This window comes from Malikia granosa (genome assembly GCF_002980595.1).
In the GTDB taxonomy this organism is placed as follows: domain Bacteria; phylum Pseudomonadota; class Gammaproteobacteria; order Burkholderiales; family Burkholderiaceae_C; genus Malikia; species Malikia granosa.
Map to the genome: position 1 here is coordinate 1 of NZ_PVLQ01000035.1, position 24,375 is coordinate 24,375.

General features: G+C 66.4%; 21 protein-coding genes and 2 tRNA genes. 17 read left to right on the plus strand and 6 right to left on the minus strand.

Annotated features, from left to right (window positions below; genetic code table 11):
• Nucleotides 1–287: 287 nt before the first annotated feature.
• Nucleotides 288–361: transfer RNA gene (locus tag C6P64_RS10610), tRNA-Arg, on the minus strand.
• A 155-nt stretch (nucleotides 362–516) separates the two neighbouring features.
• Nucleotides 517–593: transfer RNA gene (locus tag C6P64_RS10615), tRNA-Pro, on the minus strand.
• 278 nt (nucleotides 594–871) lie between these two features.
• Here C6P64_RS10615 and rimP point away from each other — a divergent pair.
• From rimP to C6P64_RS10650, 7 genes are read left to right on the plus strand one after another with little or no spacing between them, the layout of a single operon-like run.
• Nucleotides 872–1,489 (plus strand): ribosome maturation factor RimP, encoded by a 618-nt coding sequence (rimP, locus tag C6P64_RS10620; RefSeq protein WP_105748542.1) that lies wholly within the window; start codon nucleotides 872–874, stop codon nucleotides 1,487–1,489.
• A gap of 1 nt (nucleotide 1,490) precedes the next feature.
• A complete protein-coding gene (gene nusA / locus C6P64_RS10625; RefSeq protein WP_105748543.1) occupies nucleotides 1,491–2,990 on the plus strand; it encodes a transcription termination factor NusA in 1,500 nt (499 codons plus the stop codon).
• 31 nt (nucleotides 2,991–3,021) lie between these two features.
• Nucleotides 3,022–5,895 (plus strand): translation initiation factor IF-2, encoded by a 2,874-nt coding sequence (gene infB, locus C6P64_RS10630; RefSeq protein ID WP_105748544.1) that lies wholly within the window; start codon nucleotides 3,022–3,024, stop codon nucleotides 5,893–5,895.
• A gap of 9 nt (nucleotides 5,896–5,904) precedes the next feature.
• Nucleotides 5,905–6,273 (plus strand): 30S ribosome-binding factor RbfA, encoded by a 369-nt coding sequence (gene rbfA, locus C6P64_RS10635; protein WP_105748545.1) that lies wholly within the window; start codon nucleotides 5,905–5,907, stop codon nucleotides 6,271–6,273.
• Nucleotide 6,274: 1 nt separating this feature from the next.
• On the plus strand, nucleotides 6,275–7,240 hold the full coding sequence (truB, locus tag C6P64_RS10640; protein WP_105748546.1) for a tRNA pseudouridine(55) synthase TruB: 966 nt from the start codon (nucleotides 6,275–6,277) through the stop codon (nucleotides 7,238–7,240).
• Entirely contained in the window at nucleotides 7,237–9,066 is a 1,830-nt protein-coding gene (typA, locus tag C6P64_RS10645) for a translational GTPase TypA (protein ID WP_105748547.1), read from the plus strand. The genes truB and typA overlap by 4 nt, the downstream gene beginning before the upstream one ends.
• 9 nt (nucleotides 9,067–9,075) lie before the next feature.
• The gene (locus C6P64_RS10650) at nucleotides 9,076–10,002 is read left to right on the plus strand and encodes a DMT family transporter (RefSeq protein WP_105748548.1); all 927 of its coding nucleotides are present in this window, start codon (nucleotides 9,076–9,078) and stop codon (nucleotides 10,000–10,002) included.
• 33 nt (nucleotides 10,003–10,035) lie between these two features.
• Here C6P64_RS10650 and smpB read toward each other — a convergent pair whose 3' ends face one another.
• Nucleotides 10,036–10,521, minus strand: a complete 486-nt coding sequence (gene smpB, locus C6P64_RS10655) for an SsrA-binding protein SmpB (protein WP_105748615.1) — start codon at nucleotides 10,519–10,521, stop codon at nucleotides 10,036–10,038.
• A gap of 56 nt (nucleotides 10,522–10,577) precedes the next feature.
• Between smpB and C6P64_RS10660 the strand changes: the two genes are divergently transcribed.
• Both C6P64_RS10660 and C6P64_RS10665 read left to right on the plus strand, forming a co-directional pair.
• Nucleotides 10,578–11,024: a type II toxin-antitoxin system RatA family toxin gene (locus C6P64_RS10660; protein ID WP_105748549.1), complete on the plus strand. Its 447-nt coding sequence runs from the start codon at nucleotides 10,578–10,580 to the stop codon at nucleotides 11,022–11,024.
• Nucleotides 11,025–11,027: 3 nt separating this feature from the next.
• On the plus strand, nucleotides 11,028–11,360 hold the full coding sequence (locus C6P64_RS10665; protein WP_105748550.1) for an RnfH family protein: 333 nt from the start codon (nucleotides 11,028–11,030) through the stop codon (nucleotides 11,358–11,360).
• Nucleotides 11,361–11,363: 3 nt separating this feature from the next.
• Here the strand turns inward: C6P64_RS10665 and C6P64_RS10670 are convergent, their stop codons facing one another.
• Nucleotides 11,364–11,924, minus strand: a complete 561-nt coding sequence (locus tag C6P64_RS10670) for a DUF4124 domain-containing protein (protein WP_170073081.1) — start codon at nucleotides 11,922–11,924, stop codon at nucleotides 11,364–11,366.
• 77 nt (nucleotides 11,925–12,001) lie between these two features.
• Here C6P64_RS10670 and guaB point away from each other — a divergent pair, with 77 nt between their 5' ends.
• Both guaB and guaA read left to right on the plus strand, forming a co-directional pair.
• Nucleotides 12,002–13,471: an IMP dehydrogenase gene (gene guaB, locus C6P64_RS10675; protein ID WP_105748552.1), complete on the plus strand. Its 1,470-nt coding sequence runs from the start codon at nucleotides 12,002–12,004 to the stop codon at nucleotides 13,469–13,471.
• An 81-nt stretch (nucleotides 13,472–13,552) separates the two neighbouring features.
• On the plus strand, nucleotides 13,553–15,172 hold the full coding sequence (gene guaA, locus C6P64_RS10680; RefSeq protein ID WP_105748553.1) for a glutamine-hydrolyzing GMP synthase: 1,620 nt from the start codon (nucleotides 13,553–13,555) through the stop codon (nucleotides 15,170–15,172).
• A gap of 108 nt (nucleotides 15,173–15,280) precedes the next feature.
• Here the strand turns inward: guaA and C6P64_RS10685 are convergent, their stop codons facing one another.
• On the minus strand, nucleotides 15,281–15,532 hold the full coding sequence (locus C6P64_RS10685; protein WP_105748554.1) for a DUF2442 domain-containing protein: 252 nt from the start codon (nucleotides 15,530–15,532) through the stop codon (nucleotides 15,281–15,283).
• A 288-nt stretch (nucleotides 15,533–15,820) separates the two neighbouring features.
• Here C6P64_RS10685 and C6P64_RS10690 point away from each other — a divergent pair, with 288 nt between their 5' ends.
• Genes C6P64_RS10690 through C6P64_RS10705 form a run of 4 tightly spaced genes read left to right on the plus strand, consistent with a single transcriptional unit; the run spans nucleotide 15,821 to nucleotide 21,618 of the window.
• On the plus strand, nucleotides 15,821–18,751 hold the full coding sequence (locus C6P64_RS10690) for an HD domain-containing phosphohydrolase (protein WP_170073082.1): 2,931 nt from the start codon (nucleotides 15,821–15,823) through the stop codon (nucleotides 18,749–18,751).
• Nucleotides 18,748–21,006: an intermembrane phospholipid transport protein YdbH family protein gene (locus C6P64_RS10695; protein ID WP_105748556.1), complete on the plus strand. Its 2,259-nt coding sequence runs from the start codon at nucleotides 18,748–18,750 to the stop codon at nucleotides 21,004–21,006. The genes C6P64_RS10690 and C6P64_RS10695 overlap by 4 nt, the downstream gene beginning before the upstream one ends.
• A gap of 51 nt (nucleotides 21,007–21,057) precedes the next feature.
• Nucleotides 21,058–21,255, plus strand: a complete 198-nt coding sequence (locus tag C6P64_RS10700) for a YnbE family lipoprotein (protein ID WP_105748616.1) — start codon at nucleotides 21,058–21,060, stop codon at nucleotides 21,253–21,255.
• Nucleotides 21,256–21,291: 36 nt separating this feature from the next.
• Nucleotides 21,292–21,618, plus strand: coding sequence for a YdbL family probable chaperone protein (locus C6P64_RS10705; RefSeq protein WP_170073083.1), 327 nt, complete (start codon nucleotides 21,292–21,294; stop codon nucleotides 21,616–21,618).
• Here C6P64_RS10705 and C6P64_RS10710 read toward each other — a convergent pair whose 3' ends face one another.
• The gene (locus tag C6P64_RS10710; RefSeq protein ID WP_105748558.1) at nucleotides 21,619–21,891 is read right to left on the minus strand and encodes a hypothetical protein; all 273 of its coding nucleotides are present in this window, start codon (nucleotides 21,889–21,891) and stop codon (nucleotides 21,619–21,621) included.
• A gap of 210 nt (nucleotides 21,892–22,101) precedes the next feature.
• On the opposite strand from C6P64_RS10710, the gene tadA reads away from it, so the two are divergent.
• The gene (gene tadA, locus C6P64_RS18760) at nucleotides 22,102–23,352 is read left to right on the plus strand and encodes a tRNA adenosine(34) deaminase TadA (protein WP_342747531.1); all 1,251 of its coding nucleotides are present in this window, start codon (nucleotides 22,102–22,104) and stop codon (nucleotides 23,350–23,352) included.
• Nucleotides 23,353–23,359: 7 nt separating this feature from the next.
• Nucleotides 23,360–24,286 carry an LD-carboxypeptidase gene (locus tag C6P64_RS10720; RefSeq protein ID WP_105748559.1) on the plus strand — a complete coding sequence of 309 codons (927 nt, stop codon included), beginning with the start codon at nucleotides 23,360–23,362 and terminating at the stop codon, nucleotides 24,284–24,286.
• The last annotated feature ends 89 nt before the right edge of the window (nucleotides 24,287–24,375 follow it).

The following is a 24,375-nucleotide window of genomic DNA, read 5'->3' on the forward strand; positions in this document are numbered from 1 at the left end:
TGATTAATACAACAAAGCCGCTAAGGGGGTAAATGCGATTGCCCTGTGGGGGCCTTTAAGCGGCGCAGGATTCAGGCGCGTATCGCCTACAGGGGAGTGGAGAGCCACGAACGGTTGGGGCGCTACCGCTGGTGGAGCGCATGCACGCCTGGTTTGCGAGCTACGGCAAATGTGCAACTGCTTCAAGCACAGCCTAGAGGCACCTAGTACTGCTGAACTTGGCTGTCGCCATCATGTGCTCGCGCTTCGACGAAGACTTATGGTCGGGGGCTGCTACTGGGAGAATGCGCGACGGACTGGGTTCGAACCAGTGGCCTGCGGCTTAGAAGGCCGCTGCTCTATCCAACTGAGCTACCGTCGCATAAAAGAGACACGAGGTTACCGTAAATGTGCAACTACAGCAACCTGTTATAAGAACCCCCGACCTGCTGCTTAGAAGGCAGCTGCTCTATCCAGTTGAGCTACGGGCAGTGCGCCTGACGAAACAAAGGCCCAACATGTGGGCCTTTTGTAGGGTGGTCGGAGCGGCGGGATTCGAACTCGCGACCCTCTGCTCCCAAAGCAGATGCGCTACCAGGCTGCGCTACGCTCCGACTAAGCCGCCATTGTATCCCCTGTTTCAGGGGTATTTGGGATGGGGTCGGTATTTTTCACTGTCGTGACGGCCTGCCGTTTCGGCGGGTGTTTGATTGGCCCGGGATTGGCTGGATAGGTACTTGCTTGCGCTTGCTTCTCGGTATATACTAGCGAAGTCGGTTTTCAGTCATGCATTCATGCTGAACACTGGCTTCACGACCAGATGGGCGGGTAACACCGGCCCTTTTTTTTTGGCTGTCCCTTTTTGGGACTGTTTTGAAGCGGCAAGATATCGATGAGTTGGCAACAGACCGTAGAGCAAACCGTCACGGGTTTGGGGTATGACTTGGTGGATCTGGAGCGGTCCGCAGGCGGTTTGTTGCGCGTGACCATCGACCTGCCATGGGACCCGACGCAGGCCGGGATCGAGCAGTTCGTCACCGTCGAGGACTGCGAGAAGGTCACGCGCCAGCTCCAGTATCTGCTCGAGGTCGAGAACGTCGACTACAAGCGGCTCGAGGTCGGCTCGCCCGGCATCGATCGCCCGCTGCGCAACGAGAACGACTTCATCCGCTTTGCCGGCCAGGAAGTCGACATCACGCTCAAGGAAGCGATCGGCGTGACCGGCACCACGATCGCGGCCAACCGCAAGAAGTTCCGCGGCACGCTCGAGCGTCCCGAAAGTGGCGAAGGCTGGCAGATTGTCTGGAGCGATGCCCCCGAGCGCAAGCCGGGTGCGCGCATCAGCAAGAAGGCCAAGCCGCTGCCGGTCCAGGTGCTGGGCTTCACGCTCGAGGAGATCCGCGAGGCGCGCCTGGCACCGATCGTGAGCTTCAAGGGCCGCAACGCAACTCCGGCGGCCGATACAGATTTGAACAATACAGCTGCAGAGTACGGAAAGGCAGGCGAGTGATATGAATCGCGAAATGTTGATGTTGATCGATGCGATCTCGCGCGAGAAGAATGTGGAGCGCGACCTGGTGCTGGGCGCCGTCGAGACCGCGCTGGCTTCGGCCACCAAGAAGCTCTACAAGGGCGAGGTCGATATTCGTGTCGCGATCGATCCCGACAGCGGCGCCTACGAAACCTTCCGCCGCTGGCTGGTCGTGCCCGACGAGGCCGGACTGCAGAACCCGGAAGCCGAGGAGCTGATCTCCGACGTGGCCGACGAGAATCCTGGCATCCAGGTCGGCGACTTCATCGAGAAGTCGATCGAGAGCGTGCCGATCGGCCGCATCGGCGCCATGGCCGCCAAGCAAGTCATCCTGCAGCGCATCCGTGATGCCGAGCGCGAGATGCTGCTCAACGACTTCATGAGCCGTGGCGACAAGATCTTCGTCGGTACCGTCAAGCGCCTGGACAAGGGCGACGTGATCGTCGAGAGCGGCCGCGTCGAAGGCCGCTTGAAGCGCAGCGAGATGATCCCGAAGGAGAACTTCCGCTCCGGCGACCGCGTGCGCGCCATGATCATGGAAGTCGACCTGACCCTGCGCGGCGCCCCGATCCTGCTGTCGCGCGCAGCGCCCGAGTTCATGATCGAGCTGTTCCGCCAGGAAGTGCCCGAGATCGAGCAGGGTCTGCTCGAGATCAAGAAATGCGCCCGTGACCCGGGCTCGCGCGCCAAGATCGCCGTCGTCTCGCACGACAAGCGCATCGACCCGATCGGCACCTGCGTCGGCGTGCGCGGCTCGCGCGTCAACGGCGTGACCAACGAGCTCGCCGGCGAGCGCGTCGACATCGTGCTCTGGAGCGAGGACCCGGCCCAGTTCGTCATCGGCGCGCTGGCGCCGGCCAACGTGCAGTCGATCGTGGTCGACGAGGAGCGCGGCGGCATGGACGTGGTGGTCGACGAGGAAAACCTCGCGATCGCGATCGGCCGCGGCGGCCAGAACGTGCGCCTGGCGTCCGACCTGACCGGCTGGAAGATCAACATCATGACCGCCGACGAGTCGGCGCAGAAGCAGGCCGCCGAATCCCAGTCGATCCGCGCTCTGTTCATGGAAAAGCTCGACGTCGACCAGGACCTGGCCGACATCCTGATCGAGGAAGGCTTCGGCAGCCTCGAGGAAGTGGCCTATGTGCCGCTGCAGGAGATGCTCGAGATCGAATCCTTCGACGAGGACACCGTCAACGAGCTGCGCGCCCGTGCCAAGGCCGCCCTGCTGACGATGGAGATTGCGCGCGAGGAAAGCGTCGACGACGCCTCGCAGGACCTGCGCGAACTCGAAGGCCTGACCGTTGAGCTGATTGCCCAGCTCGCCGGTGCGGGTGTGCACACCCGGGACGAGTTGGCCGACCTGGCCACGGACGAATTGTGCGAAATCACAGGCCAGACGCCCGCCGAGGCCACGGCGCTGATCATGAAAGCCCGCGAACACTGGTTCTCGGGTGACTCGGCTGCAAGCCAGTCCTGATCGCGGAGGCCTTACGGAGTAATTAATTCATATGTCTAGCAATACCGTCGCAGAATTCGCCGCCGAACTCGGTAAACCCACTTCCGTGCTGCTCGAGCAGCTGTCCAGCGCAGGCGTCCACAAGCGTGCCGGCAACGACATGCTGACCGAGACCGACAAGCAAAAGCTGCTGGGCTACCTGCAGGCCGCCCATGGCACCGCCACTGGCGAGCGCAAGAAGATCACCCTGACCAAGAAGTCGACCAGCGAGATCAAGCAGGCCGATGCCACCGGTCGCGCCCGCACCATCCAGGTCGAGGTGCGCAAGAAGCGCACCTTCATCAAGCGCGATGACGAGCCGGCAGAAGGCGATGCCAGCGCGACCCAGACCGAAGAGCTGGTGCGTCGCGAGGAGGAAGCCCGCCGCCAGGCCGAGTCGATCGAGCGCCAGGAGGCCGAGCTGGCCCAGCAACGCCAGCAACGCGCCAAGGACGAAGAACAGGCCGAGGCCAAGCGCGAAGCCGAGGAAACCGCGGCCCGCAAGCGCGAGGCCGAGGAGGCCGCTGCGCGCCGCGAAGCCGAGTACCTGCAGCAAGTCGCTGCCCGCACGGCCGCCGAGCAGGAAGCCCAGGCCAAGCTGGCCGCCGAGCGCGCCGAGCATGCGGCCCAGATCGCTGCGGCCAAGGCCAAGGCAGAGGCCGAAGCCAAGGCCAAGCAGGACGAGGCCAAGAAGGCCGAGGCCGATCGCGCCAAGGACTTGGAAGACCGCCGCCGCAAGGCGCTGGCCGAGGCCGAGGCGATCCGCGCCATGATGTCCGCGCCCAAGAAGGTGCTGGTCGCCAAGAAGCCCGAGGAGCCCAAGCCGGCTGCGGCTCCGGCCGCTGCCAAGGGCACGCTGAGCAAGCCCGCGGCGGGTGCTGCCAAGCCAGGCCAGGCTCCGGCTGCAGCGCCTGGAGCCGGTGGCGGCAAGCGCGAAGTCAAGTCCGAGAACCTGTCCTCCACCTGGAAGGACGACGCGAGCAAGAAGAAGGAAATCAAGACCCGCGGCGATACCGGTGCCGGCCGTCCGGGCGGCAGCAACTGGCGCGCCGGTCCCAAGGGGGGCGGTCGCCGCGGTGGTCGCGGTGACGACCGTCACGCCGGTGCTTCCTACGCGCCGGTGGTCGAAGCCAAGGTGCTCGAGGTCCATGTGCCCGAGACCATCACGGTCGCGGAGCTGGCCCACAAGATGAGCCTGAAGTCGTCCGAGGTCATCAAGCAGCTCATGAAGCTGGGCCAGATGGCGACCATCAACCAGCCGCTGGACCAGGACACCGCGATGATCCTGGTGGAGGAACTGGGTCACAAGGCCGTCGTGGCGGCGCTGGACGATCCGGAAGCCTTCACCGACGAGGACGTGGCCGTCACCGCCGAGCTGCTGCCGCGCGCCCCGGTCGTGACCGTCATGGGTCACGTCGACCACGGCAAGACCTCGCTGCTCGACTACATCCGTCGTACCAAGGTGGCGTCCGGCGAAGCCGGCGGCATCACCCAGCACATCGGTGCCTACCACGTGGAAACCCCGCGCGGCATGGTGTCCTTCCTCGACACCCCGGGTCACGAGGCCTTCACGGCCATGCGTGCCCGCGGTGCCCAGGCGACCGACATCGTGATCCTGGTCTGCGCGGCCGACGACGGCGTCATGCCTCAGACCAAGGAAGCCATCAAGCACGCGAAGGCGGCCAACGTGCCGATGGTCGTGGCGCTGACCAAGATCGACAAGCCCGGCATCAACCTCGAGCGCGTGCGCTCCGAGCTGGTGTCCGAGGAAGTCGTTCCCGAGGAATTCGGCGGCGACGTGCCTTTCGTGGGCGTGTCGGCCAAGACCGGCGAAGGCATCGACGCCCTGCTCGAGCAGGTGCTGCTGCAGGCCGAGATCCTGGAGCTCAAGGCCCCGGTGGCAGCCAATGCCAAGGGCCTGGTGATCGAAGCCCGCCTCGACAAGGGCAAGGGCGCGGTCGCGACCGTGCTGGTGCAGTCCGGCACGCTCAAGGTCGGCGACGTGGTGCTGGCTGGCCAGACCTCGGGCCGCGTGCGCGCCATGCTCGACGAGAACGGCAAGCCGGCAAAGGAAGCCGGTCCGTCGATTCCGGTCGAGATCCAGGGCCTGGCCGAAGTGCCGCAGGCTGGCGACGACTTCATGGTCATGCTCGACGAGCGCCGTGCCCGTGAGATCGCGACCTACCGCGCCGGCAAGTTCCGCAACACCAAGCTGGCCCGCCAGCAGGCCGCCAAGATGGAGAACATCTTCTCCGAGATGTCGGCCGGCGAGGTCCAGACCCTGCCCATCATCATCAAGTCCGATGTCCAGGGCTCGCAGGAAGCGCTGGCCGCCTCGCTGCTCAAGCTCTCGACCGACGAGATCCGCGTCCAGCTGGTCTACGCTGGCGTCGGCGGCATCAGCGAGTCGGACATCAACCTGGCGATCGCCTCCAAGGCAATGGTGATCGGCTTCAACGTGCGCGCCGATGTCGGTGCACGCAAGCTGGCCGAAGGCAACGATGTCCAGATCCACTACTACAACATCATCTACGACGCCGTCGATGAGTTGAAGGCCGCGATGTCGGGCATGCTGGCTCCGGAGAAGCGCGAGGAGATCATTGGTACCGCCGAGATCCGCAACGTGATCGTCGCGACCAAGATCGGCACCATCGCGGGCTGTATGGTCACCCACGGCCATGTCACCCGCAGCGCGCATTTCCGCCTGCTGCGCGACAACGTGGTGGTCTACACCGGCGAGTTCGAGTCCCTCAAGCGCATGAAGGACGACGTCAAGGAAGTCAAGGAAGGCTTCGAGTGCGGCATCAAGCTCAAGAACTACAACGACATCAAGGAAGGCGACATCCTTGAGGTCTTCGAGATCAAGGAAATCGCTCGTACCCTCTGAGCCTGAACGATGCCGGCCAAGAAATCGCCCTCCAACCGCAGCTTCAAGGTGGCCGATCAGATCCAGCGTGATCTGACCGAGCTGATCCGCGAGCTCAAGGACCCACGCCTGGGCATGATCACGTTGCAGGCGGTGGAAGTCACGCCTGACTACGCCCATGCCAAGGTCTGGTTCAGCCTGCTGACAGGCAATCCGCAGGACACCGAGGCGGCCTTGAACCAGGCCGCCGGTTTCCTGCGCAACGGCCTGTTCAAGCGCCTGCACATCCACACCGTGCCGACGCTGCATTTCCACTTCGACCGCACCTCCGAGCGTGCGGCCGACATGAGCGCCTTGATCGCCAAGGCGGTCGCTTCCCGTTCCAAGGACGAGGACTGAGATGACGACCGCACCTCGCGCACGGGTGCAGCGTCGCCCCGTGCACGGGGTGGTGCTGCTCGACAAGCCCATCGGTCTCTCCAGCAACCAGGCCTTGCAGAAGGTCAAGTGGCTGCTGCGGGCCGAGAAGGCGGGTCATACCGGCACCCTCGACCCGCTCGCCACCGGCGTGCTGCCGCTGTGCTTCGGCGCGGCGACCAAGTTCAGCCAGTTGCATCTCGATGCCGACAAGGGCTATCGGGCCGTGCTGCGCCTGGGCGCCACCACCAGCACCGGCGACCTCGAAGGCGAGATCACCTCGACCGCCGAGGTCGACCGGTCGGCGCTGACGCCCGAGCGGCTGCAGGCCGTCGTGGCCCGTTTCACGGGTCCGATCAGCCAGCTGCCGCCGATGTACAGCGCGCTGAAAAAGGACGGCAAGGCGCTCTACGAGTACGCCCGCGCCGGCATCGAGGTCGAGCGCGCGCCGCGCGCGGTCACGATCCGCGAGTTGTCGCTGCGCCTGTTGCCCGAGTCCGACCCTGCAACGGTCGAGCTCGAGCTGCAGGTGCTGTGCAGCAAGGGCACCTATGTCCGCACCCTGGCCGAGGACATCGGCCAGGCGCTGGGCTGCGGTGCCCATCTGTCGGCCCTGCGCCGTACCCGCACTGGCGAATTTGAACTTTCGCAGTGCATTTCCATCGAAGCCATCGAGGCCTTGCCCGACAGCGAACGCCTGGGCGTGCTGCTGCCGGTCGAGACCCTGCTGGCCCGCCATGCGCGTGTCACGCTCGACGAGCACAATGCCGGCCGATTCCTCAGCGGCATGCGCCGCCGCGGCCCCTGGGCCGATGGCGCGCAGGTCGCCGTCCATGCCGACCATCCTGCCGCCTTGCTGGGCACCGCCCATGTCGAGGCCGGCGAACTGATACCGGGGCGTCTGTTGAGCCCTATCGAAATTCAACAAATCCTGGAGAGCCACTCATGAGCACCCCGATTCGCAATATCGCCATCATCGCCCACGTCGACCATGGCAAGACCACCATGGTTGACCAGCTGCTGCGTCAGTCCGGCACCTTCGCCGAGCACGAGAAGGTCGTCGACACCGTGATGGACAACAACGCCATCGAACGCGAGCGCGGCATCACCATCCTGGCCAAGAACTGCGCGGTCAGCTGGGAAGGCACCCACATCAACATCGTCGACACCCCCGGCCACGCGGACTTCGGTGGCGAGGTCGAGCGCGCGCTGTCCATGGTCGACGGCGTCGTGCTGCTGATCGACGCCCAGGAAGGCCCGATGCCGCAGACCCGCTTCGTGACCAAGAAGGCGCTCGCGCTGGGCTTGAAGCCCATCGTCGTCGTCAACAAGGTCGACAAGCCGGGCGCCAACCCCGACAAGGTCATCAACGCCGCCTTCGACCTGTTCGACAAGCTCGGCGCCACCGACGAGCAGCTCGACTTCCCCGTCGTCTATGCCTCGGGCATCAACGGCTGGACCTCGCTGGAAGAGGGCGCTCCGGGCGAGCAGTGGGGCCCCGACATGTCGGCCCTGTTCAACACCATCCTCAAGCATGTGCCGGCCCAGAAGGGTGACCCGGCCGCTCCGCTGCAGCTGCAGATCTCGGCGCTCGACTTCTCGACCTTCGTCGGTCGCATCGGCGTCGGCCGCATCAGCCAGGGCACCATCAAGCCCGGCATGGACGTGCTGGTCTGCGAAGGCGAGGACGGCAAGCGCATCAAGGGCCGCATCAACCAGGTGCTGACCTTCCAGGGCCTGGACCGCATGCAGACGGCAGAGGCCGGCCCGGGCAACATCGTGCTGATCAACGGCATCGAGGACATCAACATCGGCGTCACCGTGACCGACCCGACCGCGCCGGCACCGCTGCCGATGCTCAAGGTCGACGAGCCGACGCTGACGATGAACTTCTGCGTCAATACCAGCCCGCTGGCCGGTCGTGAAGGCAAGTTCGTCACCAGCCGCCAGATCTGGGACCGCCTGCAGAAGGAACTGCAGCACAACGTCGCGCTGCGCGTGAGCGAGACCGCCGAGGACGGCATCTTCGAGGTCTGCGGCCGCGGTGAACTGCACCTGACCATCCTGCTCGAGAACATGCGCCGCGAAGGCTACGAGCTGGCCGTCTCCAAGCCGCGCGTGATGTTCAAGGACATCGACGGCGTCAAGTGCGAGCCGATGGAGCTCGTGACCGCCGACGTCGAGGAAGAGCACCAGGGCGGCGTGATGCAGGCGCTCGGCCTGCGCAAGGGCGAGATGGTCAACATGGAGCCGGACGGCCGTGGCCGCGTGCGCCTCGAGTACCGCATCCCGGCGCGTGGCCTGATCGGCTTCAGCAACGAGTTCCTGAACCTGACCCGCGGTTCGGGCCTGATCGCCTCGATCTTCGACGGCTATGAGCCGCACAAGGGCGACATCGGTGGCCGCAAGAACGGCGTGCTGATCTCGATGGACGACGGCGAGATCTTCACCTATGCGCTGGGCAAGCTCGACGACCGTGGCCGCATGTTCGTCAAGGCCGGCGACCCGGTCTACGAAGGCATGATCATCGGCATCCACAGCCGCGACAACGACCTGATCGTCAACGCGACCCGTACCAAGCAGCTGACCAACTTCCGCGTCTCGGGCAAGGAAGATGCGGTCAAGATCACGCCGCCGATCGACCTGACGCTGGAATACGGCGTCGACTTCATCGACGACGACGAGCTGGTCGAGATCACCCCGAAGTCGATCCGCGTGCGCAAGCGATTCCTGAAGGAACACGACCGCAAGCGCGCTTCGCGCGAAAACGCCTAAGGCGGGGTCATGAAGCTGCGCCACGGCCAGGCTGTCGCGCTGATGGTGCTGGTCACGCTGCTCTGGAGCACGGCCGGCGTCGTGGCGCGCCAGCTCGAATCGGCGCGCAGCTTCGAGCTGACCTTCTGGCGCAGCGCGTTCACCGCGCTGTCGCTGTTCCTGCTGCTGCCGCTCTGGCAGGGGCGGGGCGTCTGGGCCCGCATGTGGCAGTCCGGGGCCTTGCTATGGGTCTCGGGCACCTGCTGGGCTGCCATGTTCACCTGCTTCATGCTGGCGCTCACGCTGACCAGCGTGGCCAATGTGCTGATCACGCTCGCGCTCGGTCCGCTGCTGACGGCGCTGATCGCCTGGCTCGGGCTCGGTCATCGCCTGCCGGCGCGCACCTGGGGCGCAATCCTGCTCGCCGGCCTGGGCATAGGCTGGATCTATGGCGGACAGATCGAATCGGGCGGCTGGACCGGCATCCTGGTGGCTGCCGGAGTCCCGCTGTCGGGCGCGATCAACTGGACCCTGGTGCAGCGCAACCAGCAGCGCGGCAATCCGCCCGACCTGGCGCCGGCGGTGCTGGTCGGCGCTGTCCTGTCGGCCCTGCTGACCCTGCCGCTGGCCTGGCCGCTGCAGGCGAGTGGGCCTGACCTGGCCTGGCTGGCCGGTCTAGGCTTCGGGCAGTTGGCGCTGCCCTGCTTGCTGTCCGTCGTCTGCGCGCGTTCGCTCAGCGCGCCCGAGATCTCCTTGCTGGCCCTGCTCGAGGTGCTGTTCGGCATCGTCCTGGCCTGGCTCGGTGCCAATGAGCTGCCGCCGCCGCGCACGCTGCAGGGCGGGGCGCTGGTGCTCGGGGCCTTGCTGGCCAATGAATGGCTGGCCTATCGCAGCCGAGCTCGCAGCCACTCCCGCATCCGGCCGGCTGATGGTTCGCTGGCCCGCGAGCCGGCCTGAGATCGCCGGCTGGCAGTCGCCAGCGGCCCGGCTTCAGCGGTTGCGGTTCTTCATCGCGCGCTCGACCTCGCGCTTGCCCTCGCGTTCCTTGATCGTGTCGCGCTTGTCGTGCTCGGCCTTGCCCTTGGCCAGCGCGATCTCGCACTTGACGCGGCCGTTTTTCCAGTGCAGGTTGAGCGGCACCAGGGTGTAGCCCTTCTGCTCGACCTTGCCGATCAGGCGCCTGATCTCCTCGCGGTGCAGCAGCAGCTTCTTGATGCGCGCGCTGTCGGCGCGCACGAAGGGCGAGACACCGCGCAGCGGATTGACCTGGCAGCCGATCAGGAACAGCTCGCCCTCGCGGATCAGCACATAGCCGTCGGTCAGCTGGACCTTGCCCTCGCGCAGGGCCTTGACCTCCCAGCCCTCGAGCACCATGCCGCATTCGTAACGCTCCTCGATGTGATAGTTGAAGATCGCCTTCTTGTTGTCGGCGATGCGCGTGTCGCGCGCGGCGGTGGATTTCTTGTTGGTGGCCATGCTGATCAAATGGGGAGGCCCCGGGCCAATACAATCCCGGGGCGATCGGCGATTGTATGAAAAGCATCCACAAAACTGTCTTACTCTGGCACAGCGCGCCCGAAATGTTCGCGCTGGTAGCCGATGTCCCCCGTTATCCCGATTTCCTGCCCTGGTGCAACGAAGGTGCCCTGCTCGAGCAGCAGGGCTCGGTCGTGGTCGCCCGGGTCGGCATGTCGATCAGCGGCCTGAAGAAGAGCTTCACGACCCGCAACACCCAGGTCGAGGGCCGCAGCATCAAGCTCGAGCTGGTCGACGGGCCGTTCTCCCACCTCGAAGGCACCTGGGAGTTCATTCCCCTCGGTGGCCCGGAGCAGAAGGCCTGCAAGATCCTGTTCACCCTCAACTATGCCTTCTCGAACCGCACGCTCGAGTCGCTGGTCGGTCCGGTGTTTGACAAGATCGCCGGCAGCCTGGTCGATGCCTTCGTCAAGCGGGCCGACCAGGTCTATGGCGAGACCTGAGGCATGAAGGTCACCCTGGTCTATGCGCCGGCAGCACGCGAGGTGCTCGAGTGCGAGCTCGAACTGCCGCCCGGCAGCACCCTGGATCATGCCTTGCAGCGCAGCGGCTGGCTGCGGCAGCACCCCGAACTCGCGTCCGACGAGGCCATCGCCTGCGGCATCTGGGGCCGCAAGGCCGCGCGCGCGACCCCGCTGCGCGAGGCCGACCGGGTCGAGTTCTGGCGCGACCTGCGCGTCGATCCCAAGGTGGCCCGGCGCGAGCGCTTCCGCTCCCAGGGCGCCAAGACCGCCGGCCTGTTCGCGCAGCGCCGCCCGGGCGCCAAGTCGGGCTATTGAGCGCTATCGAGCGCTCGCTTCGGGCTTGTTCGCCGGCGGCTCGCAGTTGTCGCGCTCGGCCTGCCTGGCCTGCCGGGTTTCCTGCTCCCGCATCGCGTCGTCCATCAGCACCTGCTCGCCCTTGTCGTCCAGGCGGTAGAGCCGCAGGCCCGAGGCCAGCGTCGCGAGCGTGGACCTGGCGCGGCGGCAATTCTCGCGCAGCGCGGCGGCGTTGCGCTGGTAGAGCGGCGGCTCGGCGGCGCTGTTGGCCGCCTGGCCCTGTTCCGGGTTCGCGGCACTGGCGCGCGGGCTGCCGCCAGCGGCGGTCGAGCCCGGCGCGGGCGCGGGGGCTGGCAGATCCGGTCCGGGCCGCTGCAGGATGCGCGGCTCTGGCACCGAGACCGGTGGCGGCAGGTCGCTGAAGACCTGGCGTCCCTGGCTGTCGAGCCAGCGCCAGTTGCCGCCATCGGCTTGCGCCAGCCCTGCCGCGAGCCAGCAGCAGCTGCCCAGCAGCCAGCCGCTGATGCGCGGCCGCGTCGCTGCCGCCCTGTGATTTGCCCCTGTCGGCGAAGAAAATTTTCCCATCTTGTCCCCCCTCGGCTTGGCCATGTCCGGATGGTACAGTCAAGCGCCAGTACAATAGCGCTTTTGGAGCCTTACACATGCGCCTACTCGGTAAAGCCCTCACCTTCGACGACGTGTTGCTGGTGCCGGCCTACTCCCAGGTCCTGCCCAAGGACACTTCGCTCGCGACCCAGTTCACGCGGGACATCACCCTCAACCTGCCTCTCGTGTCCGCTGCCATGGACACCGTCACCGAAGCGCGCCTGGCCATTGCCATCGCCCAGGAAGGCGGCATCGGCATCGTGCACAAGAACCTGACCGCCCAGGAACAGGCGGCCCAGGTGGCCAAGGTCAAGCGCTACGAGTCGGGCCTGCTGCGCGACCCGGTCGTCATCACCCCGGACACCACGATCTACCAGGTCATGCAGCTGTCGGAAGAGCTCGGCGTGTCCGGCTTCCCGGTGGTCGATGGCGGCAAGGTGGTCGGCATCGTCACCGGGCGCGACCTGCGCTTCGAGACCCGCTACGACCTGCCGGTGCGCGAGATCATGACGCCCCAGCATCGCCTGATCACCGTGCCCGATGGCACCACGCCCGAGGCCGCCAAGGCGCTGCTCAACAAGCACAAGCTCGAGCGCCTGCTGGTGGTCAACGACAGCTTCGAGCTCAAGGGCCTGATCACGGTCAAGGACATCACCAAGCAGCTCAACTTCCCGAACGCCGCACGCGATGCCGCCGGTCGCCTGCGCGTTGGCGCTGCGGTCGGCGTCGGTGCCGGTACCGAGGAGCGCGTCGAGCTGCTGGTCAAGGCCGGTGTTGACGCCATCGTCGTCGACACCGCGCACGGTCACAGCAAGGGCGTGATCGACCGCGTGCGCTGGGTCAAGCAGAACTACCCGCAGGTCCAGGTCATCGGCGGCAACATCGCCACCGGTGCCGCGGCCCTGGCGCTGGTCGAGGCCGGCGCCGACGGCGTCAAGGTCGGCATCGGCCCGGGCTCGATCTGCACCACCCGCATCGTCGCTGGCGTCGGCGTGCCGCAGATCATGGCGATCGACAGCGTCGCGACCGCGCTCAAGGGCACCGGCGTGCCGCTGATCGGCGACGGCGGCATTCGCTACTCGGGCGACATCGCCAAGGCCCTGGCGGCCGGCGCCAACTGCGTCATGATGGGCGGCATGTTCGCTGGCACCGAAGAGGCGCCGGGCGAGATCGTGCTGTTCCAGGGCCGCAGCTACAAGAGCTACCGCGGCATGGGCTCGATCGGTGCCATGCAGCAGGGCAGCGCCGACCGCTACTTCCAGGAGTCGAGCACCGGCAACCCGAACGCCGACAAGCTGGTGCCCGAAGGCATCGAAGGCCGCGTGCCCTACAAGGGCTCGGTGGTGTCGATCATCTTCCAGATGGCCGGCGGCATCCGTGCCTCGATGGGCTACTGCGGTTGCGCCACCATCGCCGAGATGCACGACAAGGCCGAGTTCGTCGAGATCACCTCGGCCGGCATCCGCGAGAGCCATGTGCACGATGTGCAGATCACCAAGGAAGCGCCGAACTACCGCGCCGACTGATACGGGCTACTGAACTGGCCCCAGGGGGCCGTCCAGTCTGGACGGCCTTTTCGTTTTCCTGCATCGACTTCAGATAGAGCCATGCAACACCAGAAAATCCTCATCCTCGACTTCGGCTCCCAGGTCACCCAGCTGATCGCGCGCCGCGTGCGCGAGGCCCATGTCTACTGCGAAGTCCATCCCTGCGACGTGAGCGACGAGTGGGTGCGCGAATACGCCGCCGACGGCCAGCTCAAGGGCGTGATCCTGTCGGGCAGCCATGCCAGCGTCTACGAGGAGTCGACCGATGCGGCACCGCAGGCCGTGTTCGAGCTCGGCGTGCCGGTGCTCGGCATCTGCTACGGCATGCAGACCATGGCCCAGCAGCTCGGCGGCAAGGTCGAAAGCGGCCACCAGCGCGAGTTTGGCTACGCCGAGGTGCGCGCCCATGGCCACACCGCGCTGCTCAAGGACATCGCCGACTTCACCACGCCCGAAGGCCACGGCATGCTCAAGGTCTGGATGAGCCACGGCGACAAGGTCACCGAGCTGCCGCCCGGCTTCAAGCTCATGGCCAGCACCCCGAGTTGCCCGATCGCCGGCATGGCCGACGAGGCACGCGGCTTCTACGCGGTGCAGTTCCACCCCGAGGTCACGCACACCGTCAAGGGCCGCGAGATGCTCGAGCGCTTCGTGCTCGAGATCTGCGCCACCCGTCCTGACTGGGTCATGCGCGACCATATCGAGGAAGCGGTGCAGAAGATCCGCGAGCAGGTCGGCGACGAGGAAGTCATCCTGGGCCTGTCGGGCGGCGTCGATTCGTCGGTGGCGGCTGCGCTGATCCACCGCGCCATCGGCGACCAGCTGACCTGCGTCTTCGTCGACCACGGCCTGCTGCGCCTGAACGAAGGCGACATGGTGATGGACATGTTCGAGGGCAAGCTGCACGCCAAGGTGATCCGCGTCGATGCCAGCGAACTCTTCCTCGGCCAGCTCGCCGGCGTCACCGATCCGGAGGCCAAGCGCAAGATCATCGGCGGCCTGTTCGTCGACGTCTTCAAGGCCGAGGCCGCCAAGCTGAAGGCCGCCGGCAACGGCGCCAAGGGAGCGACCTTCCTGGCCCAGGGCACGATCTACCCCGACGTGATCGAATCGGGCGGCGCCAAGAGCAAGAAGGCCGTCACGATCAAGAGCCACCACAACGTCGGCGGCCTGCCGGAGCAGCTGGGCTTGAAGCTGCTCGAGCCGCTGCGCGACCTGTTCAAGGACGAGGTGCGCGAGCTCGGCGTGGCGCTCGGCCTGCCGCACGACATGGTGTACCGCCACCCCTTCCCGGGTCCGGGCCTGGGCGTGCGCATCCTGGGCGAGGTCAAGCCCGAGTACGCCAAGCTGCTGCAGCGCGCCGACGCGATCTTCATCGAGGAGCTGCGCAGCCATATCGATCCGGTCAGCGGCAAGAGCTGGTACGACCTGACCAGCCAGGCCTTCACCGTCTTCCTGCCGGTCAAGAGCGTCGGCGTGATGGGCGACGGCCGCACCTACGACTATGTCGTGGCGCTGCGCGCGGTCTGCACCAGCGACTTCATGACCGCCGACTGGGCCGAGCTGCCCTACAGCCTGCTCAAGCGGGTCTCGGGCCGCATCATCAACGAAGTGCGCGGCATCAACCGCGTCACCTACGACGTCAGCTCCAAGCCGCCGGCGACCATCGAGTGGGAATGATCAACTGTCAGGCAATGCCTGGCAGGATCTAGCAAAAAACTCTTCCAAGCCCCTAATTTCAGGGGCTTTTTTTCGTCTGTACCTGCGTTTGGACGTGCGGGTTGTGCGTCAGCCGTGGCTGATCAGCGGGAAGGCCTCTGGATGGCGGATCGATTCGACGGCCAGGTCGATGTCGAGATCGGGCCAGTAGAGGTGATCCGGGCCTGGGGCCTCGACTTGGGTGATCTGCTCGATGGTTGCCTGACGAAACCAGGGGAATTGCTCGAATGGAAGGAACAGTTCTTCGTCGCCGCGCAGCAGCCAGAGACCGTGCTTCGAGACGTGTGTGACCTCAGGTGCCGAAATGGCGGTTCCAGGCATGGGTGATCTCCGTCAGGTGGGTTTCGGTAAGCTCGAGCGCCTCGCGCAACTGGCCTTCGCGGAATACGGTGGGTGCCATGCGGTGACTTTACCGAATACCCGGCCAACTGTCGCCATGGCCTCTTGAGCTCGGCAGTCATGGCTGCGTCGTCGCTTGACAGACCGGGCTCTCGCCTTGCCGCCCAGCCCTTGTCGAATCGGTTCGAGCAAGCTCTCTCGAACCCGCGTTATCACCTGTACTACACTGTCCCCAGGACCGTCGCACCAGCGGCGGGGGAGGGCTTGCAAGTGGACAAGGGGTCTGTCATCAAGCACCGGCGCTATCCGTTGCAGGTGCTGCTGTCGGTGCTGTTCTCGACCTTGGTGCTCGCAGCCGGTCTCGGGGTGGCTTGGCGTGGCTACGCCGAGTCGCGAGCCGTCGCGCTCGCCGCCGCCGAGGAAAACTTCATCCATGTCGGGCGCCAGGCCCAGTCCGAGCTGCATGCCACGCTCGATCCGGCCGGCAGCCTGGCCGAGCTGCTCGCGCTGCATCCGCTGGCCCAGGCCCGCAACCTGTCGCAACGCTTGCAGGCCCTGCCATTGTTGCGTCATGCCTTGAGCGGGCGAACGCCCCTGGCGGCCGTCTATGCTGGCTACGAGGACGGCAGCTTCTTCCTGCTGCGCCCGATGCTCGACCCCTTTCAGCGCGAGCGCGTCGCGGCACCGCCGGCCAGCAGCTGGCTGGTGCAAAGCATAGAAACCGATGCGCGGGGCGGACGGCAGGTCAGCTACCTGTTTTTCGACGATGCACTGCTTGAGCTCGAGCGCCGGGTTGGCGTCCCGTACGCGCTCGATCCGCGCAGCCGCCCCTGGTTCGAGCGTGCCATCACGCCCGGCCAGCGCGTACTGAGCGATCCCTATGTTTTCTTCACCACCGAGGCGCCGGGAATGACGGTCTCGGTTCGCTCGCCGGCTGGCAGCGTGATCGGTGTCGATGTGACGCTCGAGTCCTTGTCCGACCTGCTGTCCGGCCTGCGCACCCTGCCGGTCATGCGCGTCGCCTTGTTCGACAGCCAGCGCCACTTGCTGGCGCGCGCCTTCGTCAACCAGACCTTGGTCAGGCGCGAAGGCGATCAGTTGAAGCTGGCGACGATCGACCAGTTCGGCCTGCCGCTGGCCGCGCTGCAGCCGGTGGGTCCGGCGGCGGCGCCGGTCAGCCGCGACATAGACGCCCATGGCGTGATCTGGAAGACGGTGGTCTTGCCGGTCGAGACCCAGGGCAGCACGCTGTCGCTGGCGGTTGGCATCCCGCTCGACATCTTGCTCGAACGCGCGCGCGAGATCAGGAACTGGGGCCTGATCACCACGCTGCTGGTGTTGGCCATCATGGTGCCGCTGACCGCCTGGGTCGCGCACAAGGTTTCGGACTCCTTGCGCCGGATCACGCGCCAGGCGGCCGATATCCAGGCCTTCAGCTTCGATGGGCCGTCCGCAGGCGAGTCGCCGGTGCTCGAGATCGAGCAGCTCGCGCGCACGGTCGACATGATGCGCGCCACGATACGCAACTTTCTCGACATTGCGGCTTCCCTCGCGGCCGAGCCCGACTTGTCGCGGCTGCTCGACCGGGTGGTCAACGAGACCTCGAAGATGATGGGTGCGGCCGGCGGCATCGCCTTCCTGCCCGACGAGCAGGGCGTGCTGCGATCTGCCGCCGTGGCACCGATCGGTGGCGCCCAGAACCGCAGCGTGCTGCCTGTGCCAGCGCTCGAGCCCAGTTCACCGATCGCGCAGGCCTTCGATAGCGGCAGCACCGTGGTCGCGACGATCGCGCCGGGCACTGGCGGCGCGCTCGACTTCCTCGGCGAGCTCTGGCCCGAGGAGTCCTTCGTGCTCACGGCCATTCCCCTGCTCGACCGTGCGCGCGAGAAGGTCGGCGTGCTGGCCCTGTTCCAGCGCGGCACCGAACCGCCCTCGAAGGCCAGGCTGGCCTTCGCCGAGACGCTGTCTGGCACCGCCGCGGTCGCGATCGAGACCCGGCGCTTGCTGGCCGCGCGCAAGGAGCTGCTCGACGCCTTCATCCGCCTGATCGCCGGTGCGATCGACGCCAGGTCGCGCTACACCGGAGGCCATTGCGCGCGCGTGCCCGAGCTCACCCAGATGCTGGCCGAGGCCGCCTGCGAAGTCCGGGAGGGCCCTTACCGCGATTTCACGCTCGATGCCCAGGAGTGGGAGGCGGTGCAGATCGCGAGCTGGCTGCACGATTGCGGCAAGGTGACGACGCCCGAGTATGTCGTCGACAAGGCGACCAAGCTGGAAGCCCTGCACGACCGGCTGCACGAGGTCCGCATGCGCTTCGAGGTACTCAAGCGCGACGCCGAGATCGCGTACTGGAAATCCGTTGCCGAGGGGGCCGACCGCGAGGCAGGAATGGCTGGGCTGCGCCAGGCCTGGGAGCAACTCGACGAGGAGTTCGCCTTCGTCGCGGCCTGCAACGAGGGCGGCGAGTACATGGACCCGGATCGGGTGGAACGCCTGAAGACGATCGCTGCGCGCACCTGGCAGCGCACGCTCGACGACCGCATCGGCCTGTCGCAGGATGAAAAGGCGCGCAAGGCCCGGCAGCCGGCCCAGCCCTTGCCCGTCACCGAGGCCTTGCTGGCCGACAAGCCCGAGCATCGCCTGCCGCATGCCGGCGCCGATCTGTTGCCCGACGACAACCCCTGGGGCTTCAAGCTGCAGGTGCCCGAGTACAAGTTCGACCGCGGCGAGCTGCACAATCTCTCGGTGGGCCGGGGTACGCTGACCGAGGAGGACCGCTACGCGATCAATCACCACATCGTGCAGACCATCGTGATGCTGTCGCAACTGCCTTTCCCCAAGCATCTGCGCCAGGTCCCCGAGCTCGCCGGCGCGCATCACGAGACCATGGACGGCCGTGGCTATCCGCGCCGGCTCAGGCGCGAGGAGATGAGCCCGGTCGCTCGCATGATGGCGATCGCCGACATCTTCGAGGCATTGACCGCCGCCGACCGGCCCTACAAGAAGGCCAAGAAGCTGTCCGAGGCGCTGGCCATCATGGCCGCGATGACGCGCGACCAGCATATCGATGCCGAGCTGTTCGAGCTCTTCCTGCGCTCGGGCGTCTACCGCCGCTATGCCGAGCGTTTCCTGCAGCCAGAGCAGATCGACCTGGTTGAGATCGAACCCTTGCTGGCGACCGCGGCCGGGGCTCGCCGATGAGTCATGCTCCGGTATCGCCACGCCGCTTCGGCTGGCGCGCCGTCGGCATAGTGCTGCTGGTCTTGGGATTCGCGGCCTGGATGACATGGCGCACAGGCTGGATGCTGGAGCAGCTGCAAGGCCGCTCCATTGCCGGCTGGAATGTCGATTCGGTGCGCATGAGGTCGATAGCACCTGGCCGGATGACGCTGGATCAACTGCACTTGAGCCAGCAAGGGCAGGGCGGATCCCGGATCGAGCTCGAGCTGCAAGGCGTGCAGATCGATTTCTCGCTCTTCCAGCGCCAGGTCGACAGCGTGCAAGTCAGCCAGGCCCGGCTGCACTGGCGCGTCGGTGTCGACAGCGAACCACGGCCTTGGCCCAGGCTGCTGGAGTCCCCGCTGCCCCTGTCTAAACTCAGCATCGATCACCTACTGGCCTCGGTCGAGCTCGGCCCTGGCAGGAGCCGGCAGCTCGAGACGTCCTTGCAGCTGCAGCAACAGGGCGATGGCCGACTGATTCTGCAGGCCCAAGTCGATGGCCAGCCCCTGCAGCTGGTCGTGCGGCCCGGACCGGCAGTCATGGCCGAGCTGCAATGGCCTCACAAGCCGGGTCAGGATTCTCTTGTCGAAATATATGTAACTTACGCAATTACAAGAGCACCCAACGAAGCAGTGAAAACAAAAAATGGCGCGATCGATTTGAGAGGGAAGTTCCCGCTCGAGCTTGCAGGGAGACTCTCGCGCTGGCTGTTCCACGCAGCCCAACTGCCGCATGGCACCGGCCAGCTGGGCCTGCAGGCCCAGCTGGAACTCGGAGCTAATCTGGGCCAATGGACATCGCTAGCCGCCCAACTGCAGACCGAAGAGGCCCGGCTGGAATGGGGGGCTGCGAGCGACAAGGTCCGGGTCGAACTGCAGGGTCCGGCTTCGCTGCAGCTGCGGCCAGGCGAGCAGGGGATCGAATGGTCGACCACCCTACAGCCGACATTGCAATGGAAGATCAGCGGTGGAGGACAACCCGCCTGGGTCGCGACTTCCACCTTGAGCCAGGCCTGGCGCATCGAACCCGGTCCGCGGGCCTACAAGTCCAGCCTGCCGTTCGAGCTGCGGCTGCCGGGCAGGGAACCCCTGCCGCTCAGGATCGACCGCCTGCAGCTCGATCTGGCCAGGGATGGCAGGCTGCGTTCGGCTGGCGGACAGTTGCGCCTTGCCGCGATCCAGCTGCACCCTGACTGGCCTGCCACGGCTCTGGCGACCCAGTGGACACTGAAAGATGGCAAGCTGGCGCTCACTGGTCAGGTCGAGCTGCAGGGCAAGCCGCTGCTCAGGCTCTCAGGCGACTATGCGCTGCAGAGCGCCTGCGGCCAGGGCCGGCTCGACTATGCGGGATCCTTGGTCACGCTCGACCGCCTGCTGCAGCCACGTCCGAAAAGCCTGCAGCCCTTGCGCCTGAAGGCTGGCGAGGGCTCGGGCTGGCTGACTGGCCAGCTCTGCCTGCGACCCGGCAAGGCCATTTCGCCCGTGGTGAAGGGACAATGGCAGATGAAGCGGGCCGAAATCGGCTGGGACAAGGCGCTCGCCAGCGGCCTCGACCTGGAGCTGAGCTTCGAGGGAATGACCCCTTCCACGGCCAGCCTGGCGCTCAGGCTCGAGTCGGCCAGCCTGGCTGGCGGCCTGGCGCTGTCGCCAGCCAGCCTCAAGCTCGGCTGGACCGACAATCGCTTGCAGCTGCACCGCCTCGATGCCGGACTGCTGGACGGCAGGCTGTCAACCTCCGATGTGGAGCTGGAAGTGCCGGCCGGTTCGGGAGCGATGGCCTGGCGGATACCGCTCACGGTGAGCCAGATCGACCTGGAGCAGCTGTTGAAGATTCTCGATGTGCCTGGGCTGTCAGGCAATGGCCGCTTGTCGGGCCAGTTGCCGCTGGTGCGGAGCCCGGACGGGGTCGAGATCAGCGGCGGCCGGCTATCGAGCCAGCAGCCCGGCCAGCTGCGCTATGTCAGCCAGGTTCCCGTGGCCGACAACCCGGGCCTGCAGGCGCTGCGCGATTTCCGCTACAGCCAGCTGGGCCTGGAACTGGACTACCGCACCGATGGCAAGTACGCGCTGGACCTGCGGCTCGACGGGCACAATCCCGAGTTCTACAGCGGGCATCCGATCGCCTTCAAGCTCAAGCTCGACGGTGCCCTGCCGGGCTTGTTCCAGGGCGCCTTGTTGTCGGGCGACTTCGATGCTTACATCCTGAAGCAGCTGCAGCAGGGCAATCTGGAGTAAGGTAGCGGAAGGATTATCCGTAGCCCCCGCTGCTGGATCATGGAGGAATCGATGCCACAACGTTTTATCGCCGTCGGGCTGCTGGGCTGGCTCGCCTTGGGGCTGGGCGCCTGTTCGCCCACGGTCAAGCTGCAGGCTCCCGACAAGCCGATCGAGATCAACATGACCGTCAACATCAAGCATGAGATCCTGCTCAAGGTCGAGAAGGACGTGCAGCAGATGTTCCAGTCCGACAAGGGCCTGTTCTGATCCCGCCCGATGGACCCTATGACAACGAGCAAGCACATGAAACAAGCATTCAAGGCCGCCGTCCTGGGTTTCGCGCTGCTGGCCGGCACAGCGCATGCGATCGACCTGGCCGGCGCCAAGTCGCAAGGCTGGCTGGGCGAACAGCGCGACGGCTACCTGGGCCTGGTGCGCAGCGACGCGCCACCCGAGGTGCGCCAACTGCTGGATCAGGTCAACCGCCAGCGCTCGGCCCAGTTCGAGCAGATTGCCGCGCGCAACGGCATCTCGGTCAACGATGCCGCCGCCGTGTTCGCGCGCGAGGCCTTGCAGCGTACCCAGCCCGGCAACTACGTCCAGGGCCCGGGCGGCTGGGTCAAGAAATAGTCAGTGACCCTGCTTGAGGGCCTCCATGACCGGATCGGGGTCACCGCCCTCGGCCAGATGGCTCTTGTACCAGACGGTCAGTATGGTGCTGACCACCGGCCCCGGATTGGCCAGCACCTTGTCGAAGTCCAGACCGTTGAGCTGGCAGACCTTCTTGACCAGGTCCATGTCGAGGTCGATCGCGGCATCGTCGCAGCGGCGCAGCTTGAGATCCTCGAAGATATGGCCGTCGGGCAACTTGAGCGTGAGGGGATTGGGCAGGGCGCTGGCCATGGTGAGTCGTGTGTGAATCATGGAGGTCGGGGTGGGGATTTTCGCTCAAGTCTGGCGCTGCGATCGGCGGCAATCGGCAACAGGCGTCGGCAATTTGCAGGTAAGAGCAGGAATGTGCAGTAGTGAGCAGTAAAGGGCAGGTACGGGCAGCGATGGGATAATCCGCCCACTCCCTTACCTCCTCGTCTTCGTCTGGACGAGGCCCATGCCATGCCTGCGCTGCCTCCCGCTCCTCTGCCGCCACTCCCTGATCCGGCGGCCTCCGTCCTGCCGGTCGACCAGGCCCTTGAGCGCGACCTCGGCTTCATGCGACTGGCGCTAGAGGCGGCACGCCGCGCGGCACAGCAGGGCGAGGTGCCGGTGGGTGCCGTGCTGGTGCGCGCCAACCAGGGAGCCGATGCTGGAGCTGGCGGCGAATTGCTGGCCTGCAGCCACAACCAGCCGATCGGCTTGCACGACCCGACGGCTCATGCCGAGATGCTGGCCTTGCGCGAGGCCGCCGGCAAGCTGGGCAACTACCGGCTCGAGGACTGCGAGCTCTATGTCACGCTCGAGCCCTGCGCCATGTGCGCCCAGGCCATGCTGCATGCGCGCTTGAAGCGGGTGGTCTATGGCGCGCGCGAGCCCAAGACCGGCGCGGCAGGTTCGGTGCTCGACCTGTTCGGTTATCGCGAGCTGAATCACCAGACCGAGGTGCTGGGCGGCTTGCTGGCCGAGGAATGCGGCGCGCTGCTGCAGGATTTCTTTGCCAGGCGGCGCCAACAGGCCAGGCAGGCGGCAAGGCCCTTGCGCGAGGATGCGCTGCGCACGCCCGAACGGCGCTTCGCGCCGGCCTGGCAGGCCTGGCCGCAACTGCAACCGGCCGCGAGCTACGAGCAGGGCCTGCCCGAGCTGCAAGGCCTGCGCCTGCATGCGCTGGACCTCGGCCCCAGGCAGACCGAGCGCCCATGGCTGGCCTTGCATGGACCGGATGCCTGGTGGCCGCAGCTGGCCAGCTGGGTCCAGTCGCGCGCGCAGGCCGGCCAGCGCGTGCTGCTGCCCGACCTGATCGGCTTCGGCCAGAGCGACAAGCCGAAAAAGCCAGCCTGGCACCAGCTCGGGCAGCATCTGGCCTGGCTGCAGGCCTGGCTCGACTCGCGCGGCGTGACGAGCTTCAACATCGCCTACGCGCCGGGGCAGCAGCGGCTGGCGCGGGCGCTGCTCGAGGCCGCGCCGCAGCGGGTCGGCCAGTTGCTGGCAATCGAAAACGCAGACCTGGATGGCTGGACGCCCGAGCTGGCACAGGCGCCGTTTCCCGATGCCGGCCACCAGGCGGGACCGCGGGCCTGGCGCGCCATGGGCTGGGATGCCGGCTTGCCACGCCCGCCGGACAGCAATCAGCGCCAGAAGCAAGCAGGCCAGGCCCGGCCACGGCGCCAGCCTTCAGACCAACCATCCCAGGGAACTGGCCAGCGCCGATAATCGGCCCATGGCCCATATCTACATCTATTCTCCGAGCGGCGCGGTGCGCGACAAGGCCGCCTTCCGTCGCGGCGTCAAGCGCCTGCAGGCCCGCGGGCATGAGGTCGAGATCGATCCCGATGCGCTCAGCAGCCACCAGCGCTTTGCCGGCGACGACGACACCCGGCTGGCGGCGATTGCGCGCGCTGCCGCCAGCGGCGCACAGGTCGCGCTGATCTCGCGCGGCGGCTACGGCCTGACCCGCTTGCTGCCGCGCCTGCCCTACGCCGAATTGCAGCAGGCGATCGAGCGCGGGACCCAGTTCGTCGGCTTGAGCGACTTCACCGCGCTGCAGCTCGCGCTGCTGGCGCAGACCAGCAGCCAGACCTGGGCCGGACCGGCGCTGCTGGCCGACTTCGGCGTGGCGGAAGAGCCCGACGAGATCATGCAGGACTGCTTCGACGACCTGCTGGTCGGCCAGGGCGAGGGCACGGGCTGGCGCCTGCCGCTGTCCGACCTGAGGGCCGAGCCCGCGCTCAACGCCGAGGAGGGCTGGGGCGTCGAGCAGGCCCAGCTCTGGGGCGGCAACCTGTCGGTGCTGGTTTCCATGCTGGGCACGCCGTATTTTCCGCAGATCGAGGGCGGCATCCTGTTCCTGGAGGACGTGGCCGAGCATCCCTACCGGATCGAGCGCATGTTGACCCAGCTGCTGCATGCGGGCGTGCTGGGCCGGCAAAAGGCGGTGTTGCTGGGCCAGTTCAACCGCTACCAGCTGGTGCCGCATGACAAGGGCTTCAAGCTGCAGAGCGTGGTCGACTGGCTGCGCAGTCAGTTGCAGGTCCCGGTGCTGACCGGACTGCCGTTCGGTCATGTGCCGACCAAGGTGCTGCTGCCGGTCGGCGCCAGGCTGGACCTGATGGTGAGCGGGCGCGAGGCCATCCTGTTCTGGGACTGATCAGCCCGGCGGTGGCGCTGCGCCGGGTGACAATCCCCGCAATCCCCGGCGCGTGAAAACAAGAAAGGCTGCGCCTGGGCGCAGCCTTT